Annotated in this window: 18 protein-coding genes and 1 riboswitch; of the genes, 9 read left to right on the forward strand and 9 right to left on the reverse strand. The window is 67.1% G+C overall.

The genetic code is table 11. The features are described from left to right. Positions 1-31 precede the first annotated feature (31 nt). The 5 genes from ACVKN3_RS04145 to xylA form a co-directional block, all read right to left on the reverse strand. Positions 32-1177 (reverse strand): sugar ABC transporter permease, encoded by a 1146-nt coding sequence (locus tag ACVKN3_RS04145; RefSeq protein ID WP_051938464.1) that lies wholly within the window; start codon positions 1175-1177, stop codon positions 32-34. Positions 1178-1217: 40 nt separating this feature from the next. Next, positions 1218-2765: a xylose ABC transporter ATP-binding protein gene (locus ACVKN3_RS04150; RefSeq protein WP_285405523.1), complete on the reverse strand. Its 1548-nt coding sequence runs from the start codon at positions 2763-2765 to the stop codon at positions 1218-1220. 80 nt (positions 2766-2845) lie between these two features. Next, positions 2846-3862, reverse strand: a complete 1017-nt coding sequence (xylF, locus tag ACVKN3_RS04155; RefSeq protein WP_221174271.1) for a D-xylose ABC transporter substrate-binding protein — start codon at positions 3860-3862, stop codon at positions 2846-2848. A gap of 51 nt (positions 3863-3913) precedes the next feature. Beyond that, a complete protein-coding gene (gene xylB, locus ACVKN3_RS04160; protein WP_345782907.1) occupies positions 3914-5395 on the reverse strand; it encodes a xylulokinase in 1482 nt (493 codons plus the stop codon). A gap of 13 nt (positions 5396-5408) precedes the next feature. Further along, entirely contained in the window at positions 5409-6725 is a 1317-nt protein-coding gene (gene xylA, locus ACVKN3_RS04165) for a xylose isomerase (RefSeq protein WP_036137734.1), read from the reverse strand. Positions 6726-6878: 153 nt separating this feature from the next. Between xylA and ACVKN3_RS04170 the strand changes: the two genes are divergently transcribed. The 3 genes from ACVKN3_RS04170 (at position 6879) to ACVKN3_RS04180 (ending at position 11233) form a co-directional block, all read left to right on the forward strand. Further along, entirely contained in the window at positions 6879-8057 is a 1179-nt protein-coding gene (locus tag ACVKN3_RS04170) for a XylR family transcriptional regulator (protein WP_036137735.1), read from the forward strand. A 27-nt stretch (positions 8058-8084) separates the two neighbouring features. Further along, on the forward strand, positions 8085-9128 hold the full coding sequence (locus ACVKN3_RS04175) for an aldose epimerase family protein (RefSeq protein WP_354513959.1): 1044 nt from the start codon (positions 8085-8087) through the stop codon (positions 9126-9128). Positions 9129-9361: 233 nt separating this feature from the next. Continuing rightward, complete coding sequence (locus tag ACVKN3_RS04180) at positions 9362-11233, forward strand: ATP-binding cassette domain-containing protein (RefSeq protein ID WP_036137740.1); 1872 nt, start codon at positions 9362-9364, stop codon at positions 11231-11233. Positions 11234-11446: 213 nt separating this feature from the next. On the opposite strand, the gene ppc is transcribed toward ACVKN3_RS04180, so the two are convergent. Then, positions 11447-14152, reverse strand: a complete 2706-nt coding sequence (ppc, locus tag ACVKN3_RS04185) for a phosphoenolpyruvate carboxylase (protein WP_354513956.1) — start codon at positions 14150-14152, stop codon at positions 11447-11449. Positions 14153-14244: 92 nt separating this feature from the next. Further along, a riboswitch (S-adenosyl-L-homocysteine riboswitch) is annotated at positions 14245-14326 on the forward strand. A gap of 18 nt (positions 14327-14344) precedes the next feature. Between ppc and ahcY the strand changes: the two genes are divergently transcribed. After that, positions 14345-15775 (forward strand): adenosylhomocysteinase, encoded by a 1431-nt coding sequence (ahcY, locus tag ACVKN3_RS04190; RefSeq protein ID WP_285405511.1) that lies wholly within the window; start codon positions 14345-14347, stop codon positions 15773-15775. Positions 15776-16219: 444 nt separating this feature from the next. Here ahcY and ACVKN3_RS04195 read toward each other — a convergent pair whose 3' ends face one another. Continuing rightward, positions 16220-16735, reverse strand: coding sequence for a DUF4232 domain-containing protein (locus tag ACVKN3_RS04195; protein WP_354513954.1), 516 nt, complete (start codon positions 16733-16735; stop codon positions 16220-16222). A 142-nt stretch (positions 16736-16877) separates the two neighbouring features. On the opposite strand from ACVKN3_RS04195, the gene metF reads away from it, so the two are divergent. Further along, positions 16878-17699: a methylenetetrahydrofolate reductase [NAD(P)H] gene (gene metF / locus ACVKN3_RS04200; RefSeq protein ID WP_354513952.1), complete on the forward strand. Its 822-nt coding sequence runs from the start codon at positions 16878-16880 to the stop codon at positions 17697-17699. Positions 17700-17752: 53 nt separating this feature from the next. Next, positions 17753-18790 (forward strand): CDP-glycerol glycerophosphotransferase family protein, encoded by a 1038-nt coding sequence (locus ACVKN3_RS04205; RefSeq protein WP_354513950.1) that lies wholly within the window; start codon positions 17753-17755, stop codon positions 18788-18790. A 3-nt stretch (positions 18791-18793) separates the two neighbouring features. On the opposite strand, the gene ACVKN3_RS04210 is transcribed toward ACVKN3_RS04205, so the two are convergent. Continuing rightward, positions 18794-19582, reverse strand: a complete 789-nt coding sequence (locus tag ACVKN3_RS04210) for a glycosyltransferase family 2 protein (RefSeq protein WP_354513948.1) — start codon at positions 19580-19582, stop codon at positions 18794-18796. Between the two features lie 150 nt (positions 19583-19732). Between ACVKN3_RS04210 and ACVKN3_RS04215 the strand changes: the two genes are divergently transcribed. From ACVKN3_RS04215 to ACVKN3_RS04225, 3 genes are all read left to right on the forward strand, one after another. Then, entirely contained in the window at positions 19733-20245 is a 513-nt protein-coding gene (locus ACVKN3_RS04215) for a DUF4124 domain-containing protein (RefSeq protein ID WP_354513946.1), read from the forward strand. Between the two features lie 85 nt (positions 20246-20330). Continuing rightward, positions 20331-21248 (forward strand): branched-chain amino acid transaminase, encoded by a 918-nt coding sequence (locus ACVKN3_RS04220; RefSeq protein ID WP_036137753.1) that lies wholly within the window; start codon positions 20331-20333, stop codon positions 21246-21248. A gap of 64 nt (positions 21249-21312) precedes the next feature. After that, positions 21313-22125: a DUF2846 domain-containing protein gene (locus ACVKN3_RS04225; protein WP_354513944.1), complete on the forward strand. Its 813-nt coding sequence runs from the start codon at positions 21313-21315 to the stop codon at positions 22123-22125. A 1-nt stretch (position 22126) separates the two neighbouring features. Here ACVKN3_RS04225 and ACVKN3_RS04230 read toward each other — a convergent pair whose 3' ends face one another. Next, positions 22127-23002, reverse strand: coding sequence for an immunoglobulin domain-containing family protein (locus ACVKN3_RS04230; RefSeq protein WP_354513942.1), 876 nt, complete (start codon positions 23000-23002; stop codon positions 22127-22129).

The following is a 23002-nucleotide window of genomic DNA, read 5'->3' on the forward strand; positions in this document are numbered from 1 at the left end:
TCGTGCGCTCCTACAGGGTCGTTTTTGGTGATCAGCCGTTGCGGTTGGAGCCGGACAGGACGTCGACCCACACGGCGAGGACCAGGATGGCGCCCTTGATGATCATCTGCCAGGAATTGTCCACGTCCATCAGCTGCATGCCGCTGTCCAGACTGGCCATGACCAGGGCGCCGATCAGCGCGCCGTAGACCGTGCCGGAACCGCCGCGCATGGACGTGCCGCCGATGAAACAGGCCGAGATGGCGTCCAGTTCGCCGCCGGTACCGGCGGAAGGTGAGCCGGAGCCCGTGCGCGCCACCGTGATGATGCCGGCGAAGGCGCACATCAGGCCCATCAGCGCGAACACCACCAGCTTGACCCGGGCCACGTTGACGCCGGACAGGCGCGTGGCTTCCATGTTGCCGCCCACGGCGTAGATGTGGCGGCCGAACACGGTCTGCGTCGACACGTAGGTGAACACCGCCAGCAGCCCGAGCAGGATCATCACCGGAATGGGGATGCCGTTGGCGTCGTTGAGTGTGCGCACGAAGGCGAAGATGACCGCACCGATCGCGACCAGCTTGACCACGTCGATCCACGTCGCGGCCTGCTGGAGGCCCAGCTTCGACCGGCGCAGCCGACGGCGGACGGTCAACGCAACCATGGCGAGGAAGATGACGCCGCCGATCCAGCGCGACATCTCCACGGGCACGAAGCCCTGGCCCAGCTGGATCAGGTCGTCTGGTGCCGGCGCGATGGTGGAGCTGCCGGTGATGTAGAGCACGATGCCGCGGAACGCCAGCATGCCGCCCAGGCCGACGATGAACGACGGCACGCGCATCTTCGTGACCACGAAGCCGTTGAACGCGCCGATGGCCAGGCCCAGCAGCATCACCACGCCGATGGACGGCCATGTGCCCCAGCCCTGGTTGACCGTGAGGATGGCGACGACGCCTCCCAGCAGGCCGAGCTGCGAGCCGATCGAGAGGTCGATCTCGCCCGCGATGATGACGAATACCATGCCGCAGGCAAGCATGCCAGTGATGGCCATCTGCCGGAACAGGTTGGACAGGTTGCCGGGCGTGATGAACGCCGCGTCGGTCTTGACGTGGAAGAACACCCAGATGAGCGCGACGGCGATGAGCAGCGCGAGGATCTTGTAGCGGACGAACAGTTGCTGGATTTGCTGGGCCTGCATGGAGGAGCTTCCGTGGTGGCGCGTGAAAGGGTTCGAAGGATCAGGCCGCGTGAGCGGGGCCTTCGGCGGCATGGGAGATCGCAGCCTCGAGGACCTGTTCCTGGGTGAGGCCGACGTTCTTGAAATCGCCGCGAAGCTTGCCCTCGCCAACGACGAGCACGCGATCGCTCACACCGAGCACCTCGGGCATTTCCGAGGACACCATGATGATGGCGACGCCTTTCGCGGCCAGCTCGAACATCAGCTTGTAGATGTCGTACTTGGAGCCGACGTCCACGCCGCGCGTGGGCTCGTCGAGGATCAGCACCTTCGGCCCGGGCAGCAGCATCTTGGTCAGCACCGCCTTCTGCTGGTTGCCGCCGGACAGGCCGACGATGGCCAGTTCGGGGCTGGCGGTCTTCACCCGCAGCCGCTTGATCTCGGCGTCGACCACCTGCAGCTCGGCCTGGCGGTCGATCTGGCCGGCGTGCGCGTAATGCGCCAGCGTGGCCAGGGTGATGTTGTCGCCGACGCCCAGCAGCGGCACGATGCCCTGGCGCTTGCGATCTTCCGGCACCAGCGACAGGCCGGCCTTGATCGCCTGCTCGGGCGAGCGGATCTTCACCGGCTTGCCTTCCAGCACCAGTTCCGCTTCGTAGCGGCCCGGGTAGGCACCGAAGATGGCCGAGACCAGCTCCGTGCGGCCTGCACCCACCAGCCCCGCGATGCCGAGGATCTCGCCGCGACGCACGGCGAAGGAGATGTCGTCGACCCGCTTTCGGTTCGGGTTGGCCACGTCCCAGCAGGTGACGTGCTTCGCCTCGAAGATCACCTCGCCGATGTCGTGGTCCATCTTCGGGAACAGGTTCTCGATCTCGCGCCCCACCATCGCGGTGATGATGGAGTGCGTGGTCATCTCGCTCATGGGCTTCGTGACGATGTGCTTGCCGTCGCGGATGACCGTGACCGTATCGCAGACCCGCGCCACTTCATCCAGCTTGTGGGAGATGTAGACGCAGGCCACGCCGTCGCGCTTCAGGTCCTCGATGATCGACAGCAACGTGTCGGTCTCGGACGAGGTGAGCGACGAGGAAGGTTCGTCGAGAATCAGCAGGCGCGCATTCTTGGCCAGCGCCTTGGCGATCTCGAACAATTGCTGGTAGCCGCCACCGTAGTTCATGACCGGGGCCGCCACGTTGACATCCTTCAGCTTCAGCCGGGCCAGCAGGGCTTCGGCCTTGGCGTACATGGCGTCATAGTCCATCACGCCGCCGAACTTGCGGATCTCGTTGCCAAGGAAGATGTTCTCGGCGACGGAGAGCTGCGGTACCAGCATCAGCTCCTGGTGGATGATGACGATGCCGGCGTGTTCGCTGTCGCGCACGGACTGCGCCTGCAGCGGCTTGCCGTCGAACAGGATCTCGCCTTCCCAGGTGCCGTAGGGATACACGCCGGAAAGCACTTTCATCAAGGTGGACTTGCCGGCGCCGTTCTCGCCGCACAGGCCGACGCACTCACCGGGCCGCACGGCCAGGTCGATGCCATTGAGCGCGCGCACGCCGGAAAACTCCTTGACGATCTGGCGCATCTCGAACAGGTATTCGCTCACGGTGTTCCTCTCTCATGGCGACGCCCCGCACCAGGGCGGGGCGTCCCGATCTTACGCTTTAACGCCCTGCGCCTGACGCCTTACTGGCCGACCTGCGCCTGGGTGTAGAAGCCGTCCTTGACCACCAGGTCGACATTGGCCTTGGTCAGCGCCGTCGGCGACAGCAGGATGGTGTTGATGTCGCCGGTGCCGTTGTTCATCTTCGAAGTGAAGTTGGGCGTCTTGCCCTGGGCGAGGTCGACGGCGAGGTTGGCGGCGTCCGTGGCGATCGTCTTGATCGGTTTGTACACCGTCATGGTCTGCGTACCGGCCTTGATCCGCTTGATCGCGGCGAGGTCGGCATCCTGGCCCGACACGGCCACCTTGCCGGCCAGCTTCTGGCCGTTCAGCGCGGCGATGGCGCCACCCGCGGTGCCGTCGTTGGAGGCGACGATACCCTGGATGTCGTTCTTGCTGGCGGTGAGCGCGTTCTCGATGATCTTCTGCGCATTGGCGGCCAGCCACTCGTTGGTCCACTGCGAACCGACGATCTTCACCGCGCCGCTCTTGACCAGCGGGTCGATGACCTTCATCTGGCCCTCGCGGAGGATCTTGGCATTGTTGTCGGTCGGCGCGCCGCCAAGCAGGAAGTAGTTGCCCTTGCCGCCGGTGGCGTCGACCACGCCCTGTGCCTGCATCTGGCCGACCTTGTCGTTGTCGAACGAGATATAGGCGTCCACGGGCGCACCCAGGATCAGGCGGTCGTACGAGATGACCTTGATGCCGGCCGCCTTGGCCGACTTGACCACGTTGGTCAGCGTCTTGGCGTTGAACGGCACGATGACGATGACGTCGACCTTGCGTGCGATCAGGCCCTCGATCTGCTGGATCTGCTTCTGCTCGTTGGCATCGGCGGACTGCACGGACACGGTGGCGCCCTTGGCTTCGGCCGCGGCCTTGAAGTAGTCGCGATCCTTGGTCCAGCGCTCCACGCGCAGGTCGTCGATGGAGAAGCCGATCACCGGCTTCTCCTTGCTGGCGTGCGCCTGCGGCGCGCCGAAGATGCCGGCGCCGACCATTGAAACGGCGAGTAGGGTGTATAGGGCCTTCTGCTTCATGCTCATCTCCATGCTTGGGTACACCCCCGTTCGGGGTGGAAAAAACGCGCCTCAGGGGGCGTCGGAATACAGCGGCTTCAAACGCTCGTACGAGCGGCGGAACAGAGGGTGACGCGTTTGCAGGAAATATGCATGACGCGCTGCATCGGGCTCCCGCACGGCGGTCACCTCGGGCATCGGGCAGACCTCGTCCAGCGTGGCGTCGGTATCGACGGCCAGCCGGGCCAGGCGCGCCGCGCCCAGGGCCGGACCCACCTCGCCACCGCTGCGAAGCACCAGCTTCTTGCCGAGTATGTCGGCCAGCATCTGGGTCCAGTAGGCGCTGCGCGAACCGCCACCGATCACCGTGACCTCGTCGGCCACCAGGCCGGTGGACTCCACGGCGAGCAGGCCGTCGAGCAGGCCCAGGCCAACGCCCTCCAGGGTGGCGTTAGCCAGGTCGGCGCGCGACGTGCCAGGCACCAGGTGCGTGAACGAACCGCGGGCGTGGGCGTCGTTGTGCGGCGTGCGTTCGCCGGTGAGGTAAGGCAGGAACATCGGGCCGTCCGGCTTGAGACCGGAAGCCTCCGCCTCGGCGAGCAGGGCCGGCACGTCGGTGAAGCCGGTGAGCCGCGCGGTGAAGTCCAGGCAGCTGGCCGCGTTGAGCATCACCGACATCAGGTGCCAGGTATCGGGCAGGGCGTGGCAGAAGCTGTGCACCGCCTGTTCGGGACTGGCCCGGAAACCGTCGGAAACAGCGAAGTACACACCCGACGTACCCAGCGATAGCATCGCCTGCCCGCTGCGCACGATGCCGACGCCCACGGCGCCGGCGGCGTTGTCACCGCCGCCTGCGGCCACTGGCACCGTATCCATGCCCCAGCGGTCGGCCAGGGCCTGGCTCAGCCGGCCGGCCGGCTGGCTGCCTTCGAACACCGCCGGCATGTGCGAGCGATCCAGGCCGGTGGCGGCCAGCATCGCGTCGCTCCACTGGCGCTTGCGCACGTCCAGCCAGAGGGTACCGGCGGCATCCGATGCATCGGTCATGTACTGACCGGTCAACCGGAGCCGCAGGTAATCCTTCGGCAGCAGCACCTTCGCCACCCGGGCGAAGACATCCGGCTCGTGCTTGCGCACCCAGGCCAGCTTGGGCGCGGTGAACCCGGGGAACGCCACGTTGCCGGTGATCTCGCGGAACCCGGGCACGTTCTCCAGCTCGAGGCATTCGCGATCGGCGCGGGTGTCGTTCCAGAGGATCGCCGGACGCAGGACGGCATCGTCCGCATCCAGCAGCGTGGCCCCGTGCATCTGCCCGGACAGGCCAATGGCGGCCACGCGGCGGGCATCGGTGCCCTCGAGCACCTCGGCCACGGCCGCTTCGGTCGCGCTCCACCAGGTGGCCGGGTCCTGCTCGGACCAGCGCGGTTTGGGATGGGATACCTCCAGCGGGCTGGAGGCACTGGCCCGCACCGCCCCGGTATCGTCGATGAGCACCGCCTTGACCGATGAGGTGCCGAGGTCGATGCCTAGGTACATGCGTTCCTGTGCGTCCATCACGGGTTCCCTGTCAGCCGTAGATATAGCGGTTGACGATGTTCTCGAGCAACTCCTGGCCGCCGGAGACATGCTTCGGCTGGATGTCCCGCGTCATGGCTTCATCCGACAGCGATGCGAGGGTAAACCCGCCGTTGAGGATCTTCGCACCCAGCTCGGCATCCCAGCCCGCGTAGCGCTTCGCCTTGAAATCGGCGATGGCATCGCGCTCGATCATCTTCGCCGCACGCTCGAGGCTGAGCGCCAGCGCATCGATGCCGCCGATGTGGCCGTGGAAGAGGTCTTCCGCCGCGCTGCTCTGGCGACGCACCTTGGTGTCGAAGTTGTAGCCGCCCGTGGTGAAGCCGCCGGCCTTGAGGATCTCGTAGGTCACCAGCGTGAGTTCCTCGACGCTGTTGGGGAACTGGTCGGTATCCCAGCCGTTCTGCGGATCGCCACGGTTGGCGTCGATGGAGCCGAACAGGCCCAGCGCGATGGAGGTGGCCACCTCGTGCTGGAACGAATGCCCCGCCAGCGTGGCGTGGTTGGCTTCGAGGTTGGTCTTGATCTCGTTTTCCAGCCCGAAATCCTTGAGGAAGCCGTAGACCGTGGCGCTGTCGTAATCGTACTGGTGCTTGGTCGGCTCCTGCGGCTTGGGCTCGATCAGGATCGTGCCCTTGAAGCCCAGCTTGTGCTTGTGTTCCACCACCATCTGGAGGAAACGGCCCAGCTGTGCGCGCTCGCGTTTCAGATCGGTGTTGAGCAGGGTCTCGTAGCCCTCGCGGCCGCCCCACAGCACGTAGTTCTCACCCTTAAGGCGGTGCGTGGCTTCCATCGCGTGGCGCACCTGGGTAGCCGCATAGGCGAACACTTCCGGCTGCGGGTTGGTCGCGGCGCCGGCGGCATAACGCGGGTTGCTGAACACGTTGGCGGTGCCCCAGAGCAGCTTGACGCCGGTCTCGGCCTGCTTCTTTTCCAGCACATCGACCATGGCGGCGAAGTTGTTGCGGTACTCGGCCAGGTTGGCGCCTTCCGGTGCCACGTCGGTGTCGTGGAAGGTGTAGAACGGCGTGCCCAGGCGCGAGAAGAAATCGAAGGCGGCGTCGGCTTTCTCGCGGGCCTTGCTCATCGGATCGCCGGCGGTCTGCCAGGGACGCTCGAACGTGCCCGCGCCGAATACGTCGGAGCCCGGCCATACGAACGTGTGCCAGTAGCAGACGGCCAGGCGCAGGTGCTCGGCCATGCTCTTGCCCAGGATCTGCTTCTTCGCATCGTAGTGATGGAACGCCAGCGGGTTGTCCGAGCCGGGGCCCTCGAAGGCGATGTTGGGAATATGGGAAAAGTACGACATAACGAATCCTTGACAAACGTGGGGACGAATCGTGTCGATGCTGACTAGCCCGGGGCATCCGGCGCAATTGCGATTTCCCTCGCCACCCCGGTACTTTTCTTTGCCGCGCTGCGTCATGGCCGGAAACGGCGATTCCTGCTAGTTTTCGCGGCCATGGCACCGCACCGCATCGCCCTGCTCTTCAATGCCAACAAGGTGTACGACCGCCAGGTCATCGCCGGCATCGGGCATTACCTCAACAGCACGCGGGTGGAATGGGACCTCTTCATGGAAGAGGACTTCCGCAGCCGCATGCGCGACATCCACCTGTTCCGCGGCGACGGCGTCATCGCCGACTTCGACGACCCCGAAGCCCCGGATGCCCTGCGCGACCTGCACATCCCCGTGGTGGCAGTGGGCGGCTCGTACCGCGATGCCGCCGATTACCCGGTCGGCGTGCCTTACATCGCCACCGACAACGTCCGCCTCGTGCGCCTGGCCTACGATCACCTGATCGAGCAGGGGCTGACGCGATTCGCCTTCTATGGCATTCCCCGCAGCCCCGGCAGCCGCTGGGCGCAGGAGCGCGAGCACGCCTTCCAGGCCATGGTCGACGAGGAATCGGTGGAGGGCGTGGTGTACGAGGGCTCACCCACCAGCGCGGGCGGCTGGGGCCATGCGGTCGAGGAACTGGTCACCTGGCTGGCGGAGCTGCCCAAGCCGATCGGCATCATCGCGGTCACCGACGCGCGCGCGCGCCAGCTGTTGCAGGCCTGCGTGATGGGCGGTTTCGCCGTGCCCGAACAGATCGCCATCGTCGGCATCGACAACGACCCCATGGCGCAGCTGCTCACCCGCATTCCACTCACTTCCGTGATCCAGGGCGCGGAGGAAATGGGTCGCACCGCCGCCCACCTGCTGCACCAGATGCTGCGCGGCGTGGACTGCTCGGCCTCGCGCGTGCTGGTGCCCCCGGTGGGCATCAACGTGCAGGTGTCCAGCCGGTTCCAGCCGATGCGCAGCCCGCACGTCATGCGCGCCAGCCACTACATCCGCCAGTACGGCTGCCTGGGCATCAAGACCGAACAGGTGGCCGACTACGTGGGCGTGTCCCGCACCGTGCTCGAGGAACACTTCAAGCGCGAGCTGAAGCAGACCGTCCACCAGGTGATCCTCAAGCACAAGCTGGACACCGCCTGCGACCTGATCGCGCACTCCGAGGTGCCGCTGGGCGACATCGCGCTGCGCTGCGGTTTCACGTCGCTGCAATACATGTATGCGGTATTCCGTCGCGAGTACGACTGCACGCCACGCCAATACCTCGACCTCCATCGCAAGACGGCGGCCACCTGACCGCCTTCCGCAGGGAACGCTTCATCCATGCCCGTATCCAACGCCACCGCCTGGGGCCACCTCCCCGACGGCCGCCCGCTCCATCGCTGGACCCTGCGCAACGCCCGCGGCGCGCAGGTCGACATCGCCGACCTGGGCGGCACCCTGCTCTCCTGGCAGTCGCCGGATCGCCAGGGCCGGATGGGCGAGGTGCTGCTCGGCCACGCCGACGCGGCCCAATACCTCGCCTCCGACGCCTACATGGGCGCCATCGTGGGCCGCTGGGCCAACCGCATCCGTGGCGGCCGGTTCCGGCTGGACGGCATCGACTACCGCGTGGACCGCAACGATGGCGGCAACCACCTGCACGGCGGCCACGAGGGCTTCCACGTGCAGCGCTGGGATGTCGAACCGGACGGCGATTCGCTGGTGTTGCGACTGGTCTCCCCCGAAGGCGACGGCGGCTTTCCCGGCGAGGTGAGCGTGGAACTGCAGGTACACCTGGACGATGAGGGCACGCTGGACCTGGTCTATCTGGCCACCAGCGACGCACCCACGCCGCTCAGCCTCACCGCGCATCCTTATTTCAATCTCAACGACCGCCGGCCGGATATCCGCGACCATATGCTGCGGATCGACGCCGACGAGTTCCTGGCGATCGATGCCGGCGCCATCCCCGTGGGACGCCAGCATGTTGCCGGCACGGCCTTCGATTTCCGCGAGGCCGCCCCGATCGGCTCACGCCTGCACTGGCCCGATCCCCAGCTGCGCCTGGTCGGCGGGTTCGACCATTGCTACGTGCCGCAGGGCCCGGCCGGCGCGACTCCGCGCACGGTGGCCGTGGTCAGCGAACCCTCCAGCGGCCGCCGACTGACCGTGGCGACCGATCGCCCCGGGCTGCAGTTCTACAGCGGGCAGAAGCTTACCGGCCAACCCGGTCGCCACGGCGAGGCCTACGGGCCGTTTGCCGGCTTTGCCCTGGAAACCCAGGCCTTTCCCGACCAGATCAACAGCCCCGAGGCCGAGGCGGTCGTGCTGCGCCCCGGCACCCCCTGGCGCCAGCACACCCGCTATACCCTCGATCTGGGGTGAGCCCGACGGCCGGCGACGGCTCCCCGTAGGAGCGCACGATGTGCGCGATGGGGGTGCCGCGTGGCCTCGTGGCCGCGAGGCCTCGTCGCCGGGTCGCCTCGTCGCCACGCCGCCGCGTCGCCGCCTTGGGGGCTTTTCGCGCACATCGTGCGCTCCTACGCCTCCCTCATGCCGCGTTCTCGTACACCACCGCCGTCCACCCCGTGCCCCGCGACCCGGTTACAATCGCGGGTATGTCTCTTATCCAATTGCTCAATGTCGACTACAGCGTCGGCGGCCCGCTCCTGCTTGAACAGGTGAACCTCTCCCTCGACGCGGGCGAGCGCGTCTGCGTGGTCGGGCGCAACGGCGCGGGCAAGTCCACGCTGATGAAGCTCATCGCCGGCGAGATCCATGCCGAGGACGGCGAGATCCGCCTGCAGGGCGGTACGCGCATCGCGCGGCTGACGCAGGAAGTGCCGCAGGACACCACCGGCAGTGTCTTCGACGTGGTGGCCGAGGGCCTGGGCGAACTGGGCCACCTGCTTGCGCGGTACCACCACCTGCTGGAAGAAGGCGACATGGATGCCCTGGGCGACGTCCAGGCGCAGATCGAGGCCCACAACGCGTGGGACCTGGACTCCCGCGTGCAGCAGGTCATCGAGCGGCTGGAACTGCCGGCCGAGACCGACTTCGCCGACCTCTCCGGCGGCATGAAGCGCCGCGTGCTGCTTGGCCAGGCGCTGGTCCGCGACCCGAACCTGCTGTTGCTGGACGAGCCGACCAACCACCTGGACATCGAGGCGATCGCCTGGCTGGAAACGTTCCTCAAGGGCTTCGCCGGCAGCATCGTCTTCATCACCCATGACCGCAGCTTCCTGCGCGCACTGGCCACCCGCATCGTCGAGATCGACCGCGGCAACGTCACCAGCTGGCCGGGCGACTACGACAACTACCTGCGCCGCCGCGAGGAACGCCTGCACGCCGAGGCACAGGCCACCGCACATTTCGACCGCAAGCTGGCCCAGGAAGAAGTGTGGATCCGCCAGGGCATCAAGGCGCGCCGCACCCGCAACGAAGGCCGCGTCCGCGCGCTGAAGGCCCTGCGCCGCGAGCGCGCCGAGCGTCGCGAGCAGACCGGCACGGCCAAGATCACCCTGGGCAGTGCGCAGGCTTCGGGCCGCAAGGTGGTCGACCTCAAGCACGTCACCCATGGCTACGCCGGCCGCACGCTGCTACGCGACCTGTCCACCACCATCATGCGCGGCGACCGCGTCGGCATCATGGGACCCAACGGTGCGGGCAAGTCCACGCTGCTGAAGATCCTGCTGGGCGAGCTGAAGCCGCAAACCGGCGAATCCACGCTGGGCACCAGCCTGCAGATCGCCTATTTCGACCAGCACCGCTCCACGCTGGACGACACCGCGAACGCGCTGGACAACGTGGCCGAGGGGCGCGAATACATCGAGCTCAACGGGCAGCGCAAGCACATCATCGGCTACCTGCAGGACTTCCTGTTCTCGCCCGAGCGCGCACGCGCGCCGATCACCCGTCTGTCCGGTGGCGAGCGCAACCGCCTGCTGCTGGCCAAGCTGTTCGCGCAGCCGTCCAACCTGCTGGTGATGGACGAACCGACCAACGACCTCGACGTCGAGACGCTGGAACTGCTGGAAGAATTGCTCAACGAATACACCGGCACGCTGTTGCTGGTGTCGCACGATCGCGACTTCATCGACAACGTGGTTACCAGCACGCTGGTGCTGGAAGGCGACGGCGAAGTCGGCGAGTACATCGGCGGCTACAGCGACTGGCTGCGCCAGAAGCCGGCCATCGAGGCGGCCCGCGCCGCCAGCGCAAAGGCCTCCGCGCCGGCGCCCGCCGCGGCAACGCCGCCCCCGGCCGCGCCGAAGAAGAAACTGTCTTTCAAGGAGCAGCGTGAACTGGACCTGCTGCCGGCAAAGCTCGAGCAGCTCGAGACCGAGATCGCGAAGCGCACCGAGGCGATGAACGACCCGAAGTATTACCAGCAGGATGCCGCCGCCATCACCCGCGCCAACGAGGAACTGGCAAAGCTGCAGGCCGAATTGGATGTGGCGTTCGCGCGGTGGGAAGAGCTCGAGGGTTGAGGGGATCGGGTTAAGCGGCGTTAAAAGCATCGCCCACATCGTGGGCTCCTACCCGGCCTCGCCCCGGTAGGAGCGCACGATGTGCGCGAAAAGCCAACAAAGCGACGACGCGGCAAGCCCCACCGTCGCCACCGGTAGGGGCGCACGATGTGCGCGAAAAGCCAACAAGGCGGCAACGCGGCACCCCCTCCGTTGCCGCGCCCCACCCCACCCTCACCCCGTATTCTGCAACCCCTGCGACACGCCATTGACGCAGGCCACCAGGGCATTGAGCAGCGCCTCGTCCTTACCCTCCGTCGCGCGCCAGCGACGCAGCAGGTCGACCTGGAGCAGGCTCATCGGGTCCACGTACGGGTTGCGCAGGCGGATGGACGTAGCCAGCCGCGGGTCACCGGCCAGCAGTTCGCTGGCGCCCTTCAGCTTCAGCACCCAGGCCACCGTGCGCTCGAATTCGGCGCGGATCATCGGGAAGAACCGCTCGTGCAGCGTTCCGGCCAGGCGGGAGAACGCCTCCGCGATGTCGATATCGGCCTTGGCCAGCACCATCTCCACATCGTCGAGCATCGTCGAGAAGAACGGCCACTCATGGGCCATGCGGACCAGGTCGTCTTCGCCACACTCCTTCGCCACGGCGTCCAGCGCGCTGCCCAGACCGTACCAGCCGGTGAGCACGGCACGGCACTGCGTCCACGAGAACACCCAGGGAATGGCGCGCAGGTCTTCCACGCCCTTCATGCTGCGCCGACGCGCAGGGCGAGAGCCGAGGGTCATGCGCTCGATCACGTCGATCGGCGTGGCGCCGCGGAAATAGTCGACGAAACCCTCCGTATCGACGAAGGCGCGATAGGCCTTGCGGCTTTCGTCGGACAGGCGGGCCATGACGTCCTTCCAGCCGGCCTCACGGGTCTCGGTCTCGCGCGGACGCAACGAGGCGCGCATCACGGCGCCCAGGGTCTGCTCCAGGTTGCGCACGGCCAATGCGCGGATACCGTATTTGCGATGGATCACCTCGCCCTGCTCGGTCACCCGCAGCACACCGCCGACCGAGCCCCGCGGCGAGGCCATCAGCGCGGGAGTGATCCGCGAGCCGCCTCGGCTGGCCGAGCCACCGCGGCCGTGGAAGAAGGCGACACGGATGCCGGCCTTCGCGGCTACGTCGAGCAATTCGGCCTGGGCGCGCTGCAGGCTCCACTTGGAGGCCACCGTGCCGCCATCCTTGCCGCTGTCGGAATAGCCGAGCATCACCCACTGGCGATCGCCGCGAGCCTTCAGGTGCTCGCGATAGACCGGGTCGTCCAGCAGCGCCTGCAAGGTCGCCGCGCCGCCGGCAAGGTCGTCGATGGTCTCGAACAGCGGGGCCACGTCGAGCGGCACGCGACCGTCGTCGACCAGGCCGCCCCGACGCGCCAGCGCCAGCACGGCCAGCACATCGGCCGCGGTTTCGGCCATGCTGATGATGTAGAGGCCGGTGGCCTCGGTGCCGTAGCGCTGCCGCGCGTCCGCCAGCGTCGCGAACACGGCGCGAAGCATCTCCGCCGCCTCATGGCCGTCGCCGGCCGCGAAGGCGCGCTCGCCGGAGGCATACGGCCGCAGGGCCTCCACCCGTGCCCCGGTGTCGCGCTGCGCCCACTCGGCATCGTCGAGCAGCGCGCCCAGCGCCTCGTCGTGCACGCGCGCATCCTGGCGCACGTCCAGGCGGGCCAGGTGGAAGCCGAACGTGCGTGCGCGCCATAGCAGGCGACCGACCGCATAGGCGCCGGCATGGCGACCGTCGTGATCGAGCAGGCTTCGCTCGATCAGCGCGATGTCGTCGATGAACGCATCGGCATCCGGGTAGGCCTGCGCCGTCTCGTGCAGCGTCGCCTCCAGGCGGGCCGCGACGAACGCCAGGAAGGTGCGGTAGGGCATATCGGCGTGACGGGGGCGGATGCGCGCCGCCGCCTCGGGAAGATCGTCGCGGTAGGTCTGCAGGCGCCGCGCCAGCGTATCGTCCAGGGTCACGCGATCGTCGGTCTGGCTGAGCAGGCGGCCCAGCGCCGTGACGTCTTCGAGGTAACGCTCCAGCACCAGTGCGCGCTGTGCGGACAGCGTGGCAGCGACGGTATCGGCGTTGACGTTGGGATTGCCGTCCATGTCGCCACCCACCCAGGTGGCGAAGCGGAGCAGGCGGGGGATCGTGACGCCTTCGCCGTAGGTCTCGTCGATCGCCTGCTGCAGCGACTCGTAAAGGGCCGGCAACACGCGGTAGATCGGCCTGGCGATATAGAAACTGATGTGGTCGAACTCGTCCTGGACGCTGGGTCGCACCGGCGACGCCTCGGCGGTCTGCCAGCCCGAGGACAGCGCCATGAGGATGCGTGCGTCGTCGTCACGGCGTTCCTGGGGCGTACGCGTGGGATCGAACTCGTCGACCAGCGCGCGGACGATTTCCTGTTCCTTCTCCAGCAACGACCGGCGTACGGCCTCGGTGGGATGCGCCGTGAACACCGGCTCCACGTCGAGCCGGTCCAGCAGCGAGGCCAGTTCCTCACGACCGACCCCGTCCTTTTTCAGCCGCGCCAACACGGCGGCCAGCGACTCGGGCTGGGCCGCCCCACCCTCGCGCTGGTAGTCACGGCGGCGCCGGATGCGATGCACGCGCTCGGCGGTGTTCACCGCCTGGAAGTAGGTGGCAAAGGCGCGGGCCAGGGACTCCGCATCGGCGGCCTCCAGTCCGGTCAGGGTGTCGGCCAGGGCGTCCACGGCGGCCCCGCTGCGTCGGCGGTGGATGGCCGCGGTGCGCACATGCTCCACCCGTTCGAAGAAGGGCTGACCGCCCTGCTCGGCCAGCATCTGGCCCACCAGGGCACCGAGGCGGCGCACGTCCTCGCGCAGGGGGCCGTCGTGGGGCAGGAATTCGGGATCGCGCGCAGCTTCCATCGGACTCTCACGTAGGACGAAACCCCGAGAGTACCGAAAAACGTGTTCATCCTTGCATCCGGATTCCGCGATATAATCGCCGGACCGTTTTGCCCGTCGAGGGGCGCTGCGACCATGGGCATCGTCCCCTGGCCAGGCTCGACGCGGCGTCCCACCAAACGGCGCCCCCGTGAACTTCCGGAGCTACGCCAGATGAACGCCGTTACCAAAGACCAAGCCTTCGACGATTTCAAGGTCCGCGATATCTCGCAGGCCGCCCTCGGCCGCCGCCGCATCCGCATGGCGGAAGAGGAAATGCCGGGCCTGATGCAGATCCGCGCCCGCTACGCCAACGAAAAGCCGCTCAAGGGCGTGCGCCTGTCGGGCTCGCTGCACGTGACCAAGGAAACGGCCGTGCTCGCCGAGACCCTGCGCGAGCTGGGCGCGTCCGTGCGCTGGGCCTCCTGCAACATCTTCTCCACCCAGGACGACGTTGCCGCGGCCCTCGCCGCCGACAGCCTGCCGGTGTTCGCCTGGAAGGGCGAGTCGCTGGAGGAGTACTGGGAGTGCACGCTGGACATGCTGACCCACCCGGGTGAGCTGGGCCCGCAGCTGATCGTGGACGACGGTGGCGACGCCACCCTGTTCATCCACAAGGGCGTGGAGCTGGAAGACGGCAGCGACTGGGTCAACACCCCCAGCGGCAGCCACGAGGAGCAGGTCATCAAGGACTTGGTCAAGAAGACGGCTGCCGCGCGTCCGGGCTGGTTCAAGAAGGTGGCCGCCGAGTGGAAGGGCGTCTCCGAGGAAACCACCACCGGCGTGCATCGCCTCTACCAGCTGGCCGAAGCCGGCAAGCTGCTGATCCCGGCGATCAACGTCAACGATTCGGTCACCAAGAGCAAGTTCGACAACCTCTACGGTTGCCGCGAGTCGCTGGCCGACGGCATCAAGCGCGCCACCGACCTCATGGTGGCCGGCAAGGTCGCCGTGGTCTGCGGTTACGGCGACGTCGGCAAGGGCTGCGCCCATTCGCTCAAGGGCTTCGGTGCCCGCGTGATCGTCACCGAGATCGACCCGATCAACGCCCTGCAGGCCGCGATGGAAGGCTTCCAGGTCACCACGATCGAAGAGACCCTGGGCCTGGGTGACATCTATGTCACCACCACGGGCAACAAGGACATCATCACGCTCGAGCACATGGCGGCGATGAAGAACAACGCCCTGGTCTGCAACATCGGCCACTTCGACAACGAGATCCAGATCGATCGCCTGAACGGCGCGAAGGATGTCACCCGCGAGACGATCAAGCCGCAGGTGGATCGCTACACCTTCGCTACGGGCAACAGCATCTACATGCTGGCCGAAGGTCGCTTGGTCAACCTCGGTTGCGCCCACGGCCACCCGAGCTTCGTCATGTCGAACAGCTTCTCCAACCAGACGCTGGCGCAGATCGACCTGTGGAAGAACAAGGACACCTACGAGAAGAAGGTGTACCGCCTGTCGAAGAAGCTGGACGAAGAAGTGGCCCGCCTGCATCTCGCGCAGATCGGCGTGAAGCTGACCGTGCTGACCAAGGATCAGGCCGACTACATCGGCGTGCCGGTGGAAGGCCCGTACAAGCCGGATCACTACCGCTACTGATCGACGGTTCCTATCGTTGAAAAGAAAGGCGCCCTCGGGCGCCTTTTTTTGGTTCTACACGCATGACCGGGGCCGTACCGAAGCCGAAGCCAGAGCCAGAGCGCGTCGCTCGTATGGCGCGGCGATGAGGCGCTGGGTGGTCACACTCTGCGCTCGAGCAGCGGCCGCAAGCGGCCGAACTCGCTCAGAGCGTAACCACCCAGCACCTCTGCGACGACAGAGGCAAACGGGCGTGGAGAGCAAAGCAGCGGCGACTTCGGGCGCTACCCTGGCGATGCCGCTCCGTGCGACGCCGCGAGCGTTGCTCTCCGCACCGGGACCTCAGTCGTCAGGGAGGTGTCGGGTGGTCATCCTCTGAGCGAGTTCGGCCGCTTGCGGCCGCTGCTCGAGCGCAGAGGGTGACCGCCCGACACCTCCTCCCCGGTAACGCGCGAAGAACCTTTTTTATGGCTTCGATGTCATCGGCGGTTGCTCGACCTTGGCCGGCGCATCGCCCTGCGTGCAAACGTGGGCCTGCATGGGCCCCTCGATCATGGCAGTAGCGCCGAAACGGACGCGGACACGCGCCGAGGTGAAGCAGCGGCTCCGATCGTAAACCTCACCACTTATCCAGCGCAGGGTGGTCACCGCCTCTGCGCCTGGCGCAACCCGCACCGGCAACACGATGGGACCGGGATGCATGCCGGGAGGTGCGTTGCGTAGGGTCGGTTGCTCGGCGCCCGAGGCATCCAGGAACACGACGGTCGGCAGGCCGGGAAGCAGGCAAGGCGTGTGGCCCGTGTTGCGCACGATCAGCCGCGTGCCGCCGTGTGACATACCGTTGAATTCGCCGTCGCCCGCGTCGGTGCGCACGGCGAGGTCTTCGGCGTGGCAGGCGGTGGGTGGAGGGGCAGAAGCGCCGGTGGTGGCGGCGAGTCCCTTGGTAGCGATGAGCGTAGTGATTGCGAGGGAAGCGATCATGACGGGTCTCCTTGATGCCTCGTTTCTAGAGGCTATCGGTTGAACGGACGTGCAACAGGGCGGAGGCACCTTCCCTAACAAGCATCTTTCCATCGAGATATAAAGATATATACAATGGCAGCGACCCTCCTGGATGCCGACCATGCCTGCGATCAGCTTCGAATTCTTCCCGCCCAAGACCGAAGAGCAGCGCGTCCAGCTCGATGCCGCGGTGAGCCGACTGAAGAAGAGCGAGCCGGACTACGTCTCGGTGACCTTCGGTGCCGGCGGCTCGACCCTCAGCTACACGGATAAGACCGTGAAACAGCTGCGCCAGGAGCACGGGCTGTCGGTGGCCCCGCACCTGTCTTGCATGGGCGGCACGCGGGCAGAGATCGGCGAACTGCTCGACACGTACAAGGCCTCGGGCTGCCGGCGCATCGTCGCCCTGCGCGGCGACCTTCCCTCAGGCATGGCCACGCCAGGCGACTTCCGCTATGCCGCGGAGCTGGTCGCCTTCATACGCGAGCACAGCGGCGATCACTTCCACATCGAGGTGGCGGCCTATCCCGAGACGCACCCGCAGGCGGAGAATGCCCTGGCCGACCTGCGCCATTTCCGGGACAAGGTGGACGCGGGCGCGGATGGCGCGATCACGCAGTATTTCTTCAATGCCGACGCATATTTCCGCTTCGTGGAAGACGTGACCCGCCTCGGCGTGAGCATCCCCATCGTGCCCGGCATCATGCCGATCGCCAATTTCAGCCAGCTGCGCCGGTTCTCGGAGCAGTGCGGCGCGGAGATTCCGCGGTGGATCGTCAAGCGCATGCAGGCCCATGGCGACGACGCGGCAGCGGTACGTGAACTGGCAGCAGACGTAGTCGCCGAACTGTGCCGCCGATTGATCGACGGCGGCGCACCGGGCCTGCACTTCTACACGATCAATCGCGCACGCGCGACGACGGCGGTGCTCGACCGGTTATAGAGGCGTCGTCTTCTATACTTCGGCCCGTTCACCGACCCACCAGGAATTCCTGCATGCGTGCCTGCGTCATGTTCGCCACCGAGGCCTATGCGCTGCCGATCCTGCGCCCCCTGGCAGCGGCTGCCATGGCGCGGGGTATCGCGGTGCGCTGGCTGACGACCGATGCCGTGGCGGCGCGGCTGGGCAACGACGAAGTGCGCCTGCGCCAGCTGTCCGAAGCACGCGCCTTCGCGCCGGATGCGACGTTCTGCGCTGCGAACTGGGCGCCACCCGGCATCCCGGGGCTCAAGGTGCAGGTGTTTCACGGCTTCAACGCGAACAAGCGTGAGCCGGACCGCGGCCACTTCGCCATCCGCGGTTTTTTCGATCTGTACACCACGCAGGGGCCCGCGACGACGTTGCCCTTCCAGGCGCTGGCGGCGCAGCACGGTCATTTTGCCGTGGTCGAGACGGGCTGGCCCAAGCTCGATCCCCTGTTCGGCCCCGAGCCCAGCCCACTGATGGCACGCGATGGTCGACCGGTGGTGATGTTCGCCTCCACTTTCAGTCATCGCCTCAGTTGCGCACCGGCGATGCAGGAGACGTTGCGTTCGCTGATCGCCCGTGGCGACCGCCAGTGGCTGCTGACACTGCACCCGAAATCCGAGCCGGAACTCATCCAGGCCTATCGCGCGCTGGAGGCGCCCAATGCGCGCTACCTGGATGCCGAGCGCCTGATCGACATGGAACGCGCCGCGGACGTGCTGGTCTGCGACACCTCGTCGGTGATCCACGAATTCGCGGTGCAGGACAAACCGGTGGTCACCGTGGCGAACCGGCGGCCCGAGCCGTTCATGCTGGACGTGGCGACGCCGGCCGACGTGGATGCGGCCATCCACGTGGCGTTGTCGCACCCGGCAGCGTTGATGGCGGCGCTCAAGGCCCACGGCGACGACATCCACCCCTACCGCGACGGGCGTTCGAGCGAGCGTGTGCTCGATGCGACCGACGCCATGCTCGCTACCGGCGCGGCGCGGCTCGGGCGCAAACCGCTCAATCCCGTGCGTCGCTACAAGGCCTGGCGCGATCGCGCGGCCCTGTTCGCCCGGTGATCGTCAGGGCTTGAAGCCCTTCTGCAGCAGGTATTGCTTCACGTACTTGCGGCGGACGTATTCCACGCGCAGCAGGGCATAGATCAGCCCGCGCCAGCCGTCGAGGAAGCCGCCGCGGAAGACATAGCCCTTGAGGAAACGGAACGCGGGACTGAGCACGATCTGCGCCAGGCCCGTGCGCTTGCGCTTGGCGAAGGCCTCTTCGGCCATGAGGTGCGCGTAGCGTTCCTGCTTGGCCAGCATGGCCGACAACGACCGGTAGGGATCGTGGTCGAGCCAGCCGTCGATGGCTTCCGTGCGGCCGTTGACCACGACGGACTCGTGGATCTCGCGGGCACCGTGCCAGCCCGCGGTGCGCCGGTCGAACAGGCGCACGACACGATCGGAGCCCGCGTTGCCGTGCTTCATCACCTTGCCGAGGAAGCGGTTGCGCCGGACGATGCGGAACGCGGCGGTGTCGCCGGTGCCCTTGGCGAAGCGGGCCAGGATCGCCGCACGAAGACTGGGGTCCACCCATTCGTCCGCGTCCAGGCAAAGCACCCAGTCGTTCCGCGCGGCGGCCACGGCGAAATCCTTCTGCGTACGGAAGCCGTCGAACGGGCGGTGGATCACGCGCGCGCCCGCCGCTTCGGCCAGCGGGACGGTCGCGTCCAGGGAGCCGCCGTCCACGACGACCACGTCGTCGCAGAAGTCGGCGGAGGCGAGGCAGGCGACGATACGGTCGGCTTCGTTCTGCGCGATGACGCACAGGGAGATCGGCAAGCGCGACGTGTCGGCGGGGGTCGGGGCCATGAAGGTGTGGGCCGCTGCGTGGTGGGATGTGCCACTTTACCAGAGCCCCCCTACCGGACCGGTCGCGCCCCTCGCCCTCCGTTGCCGTCCGTCACCGTCCGTGGAGGCGTCGTGGGAGACGATGGTCACCCCCTTCCTCGCATGCCTCCCGTGAACCGTCAGCGCGTCCTTCCCATCCTCTGCACCCTGCTTGCGATCGCCGTACCTGCCGCCGCGCAGACGGCTATCCATCGTTGTGTGGGGACGGACGGGCGCCCGGCCTTTACCGACCAGCCCTGCGCGACCATCGGTGCCACCCCGGTCCTGCCGCCCGCGGCCACGTCGGCACGTCCCGGCGGAGCCGCCGCCGATGGCGCCACGGCGGGGCTGCTCTGCGCCAAGAGCCTGGCGGACCTGCGCACCGGCATCGCCCAGGGCTTCGCCCTGAAAAGCGCCAACCGCATCGGCGGCCTCGTACTGTGGAATGCCTCCGGGCAAAGCGCGACCGAGGGCATGCGCGGCATCGAGGCGCTCATCCGTCAGCCGCTGGTGTCGCTGGACGGCGACGAGGCGGCGGGCATCGACGTGGCGACCTCCGTACCCGGCGGCGGGCTCGCCACACGGCATGCGCATTTCGACGTGGTCCGCGACTCGGGTTGCCTGTGGCTGCGCCCGCGGCCCTGAGTCTTCCACCGATGCCCTGACGCAACGCGCCATGTGCCGCCGGCTGGCACCCGTTATCATGGGCGGTCCCCTCCGGAGCGCTCACATGTCGCAGAATTACCCCGAATGGATCTGGCAGAACGGGCAGATCAAGCCCTGGCGCGATGCCACCGTCCACGTCATGGCCCACGCGCTGCATTACGGCTCTTCGGTCTTCGAAGGCATCCGCAGCTACAAGACGCCGGACGGCGCGGCGATCTTCCGCCTCACCGACCACCTCAAGCGCTTGTACCTGTCCGCGAAGATCTACGACATCGAGATTCCATATTCGATTGAGGAGCTTGCGGCCGCGTGCCGTGAGGTAGTCAAGAAGAACGACCTGCAGGCGGCCTACCTGCGCCCGGTCGCGTTCCGTGGCCTGGGCGGTTTCGGCCTCTCCGCCGACTGCCCGACCGACGTGGCCGTCGCCACCTGGCCCATGGGTCCCTACCTCGGCCCCGAGGCCCTGGAGAACGGCATCGAAGCCTGCGTCTCCAGTTGGCAGCGGTTCGCGCCCAACACCATCCCGGCCGGTGCCAAGGCCGGCGGCAACTACCTGTCCGGCCAGCTGATCGCCCGCGAGGCACGTCGCCTCGGCTTCGGCGAAGGCATCGCACTGGCCTCCACGGGCCTGCTGAGCGAAGGTGCCGGCGAGAACCTGTTCCTGGTCTTCGACGGCGCGCTGCACACCCCTCCGGCCAGTGCGTCGATCCTCACGGGCATCACGCGCCACACGCTGATGACGCTCGCCCGTGAGGAAGGCCTCGAGGTGATCGAGCGCGACCTGCCGCGCGAGTACCTCTACCTGGCCGACGAGATCCTGATGTGCGGCACGGCGGCGGAAGTCACGCCCATCCGCTCGGTCGACGGCAAGCAGATCGGCACCGGCAAGGCCGGTCCGATCACGCGCCGCCTGCAGGAACTGTTCTTCGGCCTGTTCAGTGGCAAGACGACCGACCGCTGGGGCTGGCTCGAACCGTTGTGATAAAACATCGCGCGCAGGGGTGTGCCCTGCGCGCGATGTTCCGCATTCCACAGGGGGAAAACACATGAAGGTCCAACAGGTCGCCGTCTGGGCGATAGCCGCCGCGTGCGCCGTCAGCGGTTGCGCCAGCGTGCACAAGGCCGGCCAGGACGCCGACGCGCGGGCGAAGCGTTTCGCACCGGTGCCGGACAAGGCCGTGGTCTACATCTACCGCAACGAGATCCTCGGCACCGCGATCAAGCTTCCGGTACTCGTCGATGGCATCGCCGTGGGCGACACCGGTCCCAACAGCTTCCTTGAAGTTGCCGTTCTCGGCGGCAACCACATCATTACGTCCAAGGGCGAAACGGACTCCACCCTCTCCCTGGCCACCACCGCGGGCCAGGTGTACTACGTCTGGCAGGAGGTGAAGGTCGGCATGTGGGCAGCCAGCTCGCTGCTGCACCGTGTAGACGAAACCAAGGGCCAGAAAGGCGTGCGCGAGAGCAAGCTGCTCGTGACTGAAGCGCCGGCGCTACGGGCCCCCGACGACGCCATGGTCGCCCCGGCCAGTGTTGCACCGGCCCATGCCGACGCTGTCGCAGCCCGCGTGACCGCACCGCAGCGCGGGGCGGTGCCCTCATCGGCGTCGATGGCCGCGCCAGCCGCGCCAGTGAAGGCCGAGTACGGCCTGGCCGCCCTGGACAACCGCATCGGCAAGCCGATGTTCGAAGCGGCGCAGGACGTGGCATCCGCCCACCAGTGCGAGCGGATGCTGCGCGTGCGCAGCGTGGACGGAGACAACGCCCACTTCTTCAGCCGTTGCGACAGTGGCGGTGCACCGATCGAGATCCTGTGCAACGCCACCAGCTGCCACGAAGGCCCCCCTCAGGGGTGAATCAGTTACAGAAGCCGTTCGGGAACGACGACGAGCGATAGGCGTACAGCCAGCTCGTCTTGCCGCCGTCGTTGGCGATGTTCCAGCCGTTGCCGATCGAGCCCATTGCCGTATTCAGCACCTGCGAGCGCTGCAGCACCGGCGTGGTGAAGTACTTGTCCGCATCCGCGTCCACGCGGAACGACAACTCGGCCAGGGCCGGCGTGGCTGCACCGTCCACGTACCACAACGTGAGCGTGAACTCGGCCACGGACTGGCCCAGGTCGGCGGTGGGGCCGTCGTATTCCTGCTGTGTCACGGTGACGCCGGCCACCTTCGACAGCGTGGACGACGACAGCGACGACAACGCGGATGCGCCGGGGAACTGCTTGATCAGGTCCGCCACCGTACCCGGCGTGGTCGTCGCATCCTGCTTGGTCGAATGCGCCAGCACGAGACCGCCGGGGGTGACGTCCGTTTCCAGCTTGGTCTTCTTGTTCTTGCCCGCGCCGGAGACGTCCGTGGCGTAAGACAGTTCCTCATCCGGATGGCGGAACTTGAACTGGATGTCCAGGTCGTCGCCGGCGCGCGTGCGCACCGAGTAACCCGCCTTCATCAGCGCGCAGCTGTGCGCCGTGTCGTAATAGGCCAGCGTGTCACGGTTGCCCGCAGTGAAGCCGCCGCCGACCGTCTTGTCGAAGCCCAGCGCGCTCAGGCGCGTGGACAGGTTCTGCAGCAGCGTACCGGCCGCGCTGGACGGGTTGCTGGCGAAGCGCGACGCGTCCAGCAGCACTTTGTATTCCTTGCTGTCGACATAGGCCGGGCTATTGGCGTGGCTGGCGAACGAGCCCAGCAGGAGGCTCGCCGAAAGCAGCGAGAGAACCGTACGTTTCATCAT

It is taken from the genome of Luteibacter sp. PvP120, assembly GCF_054055715.1.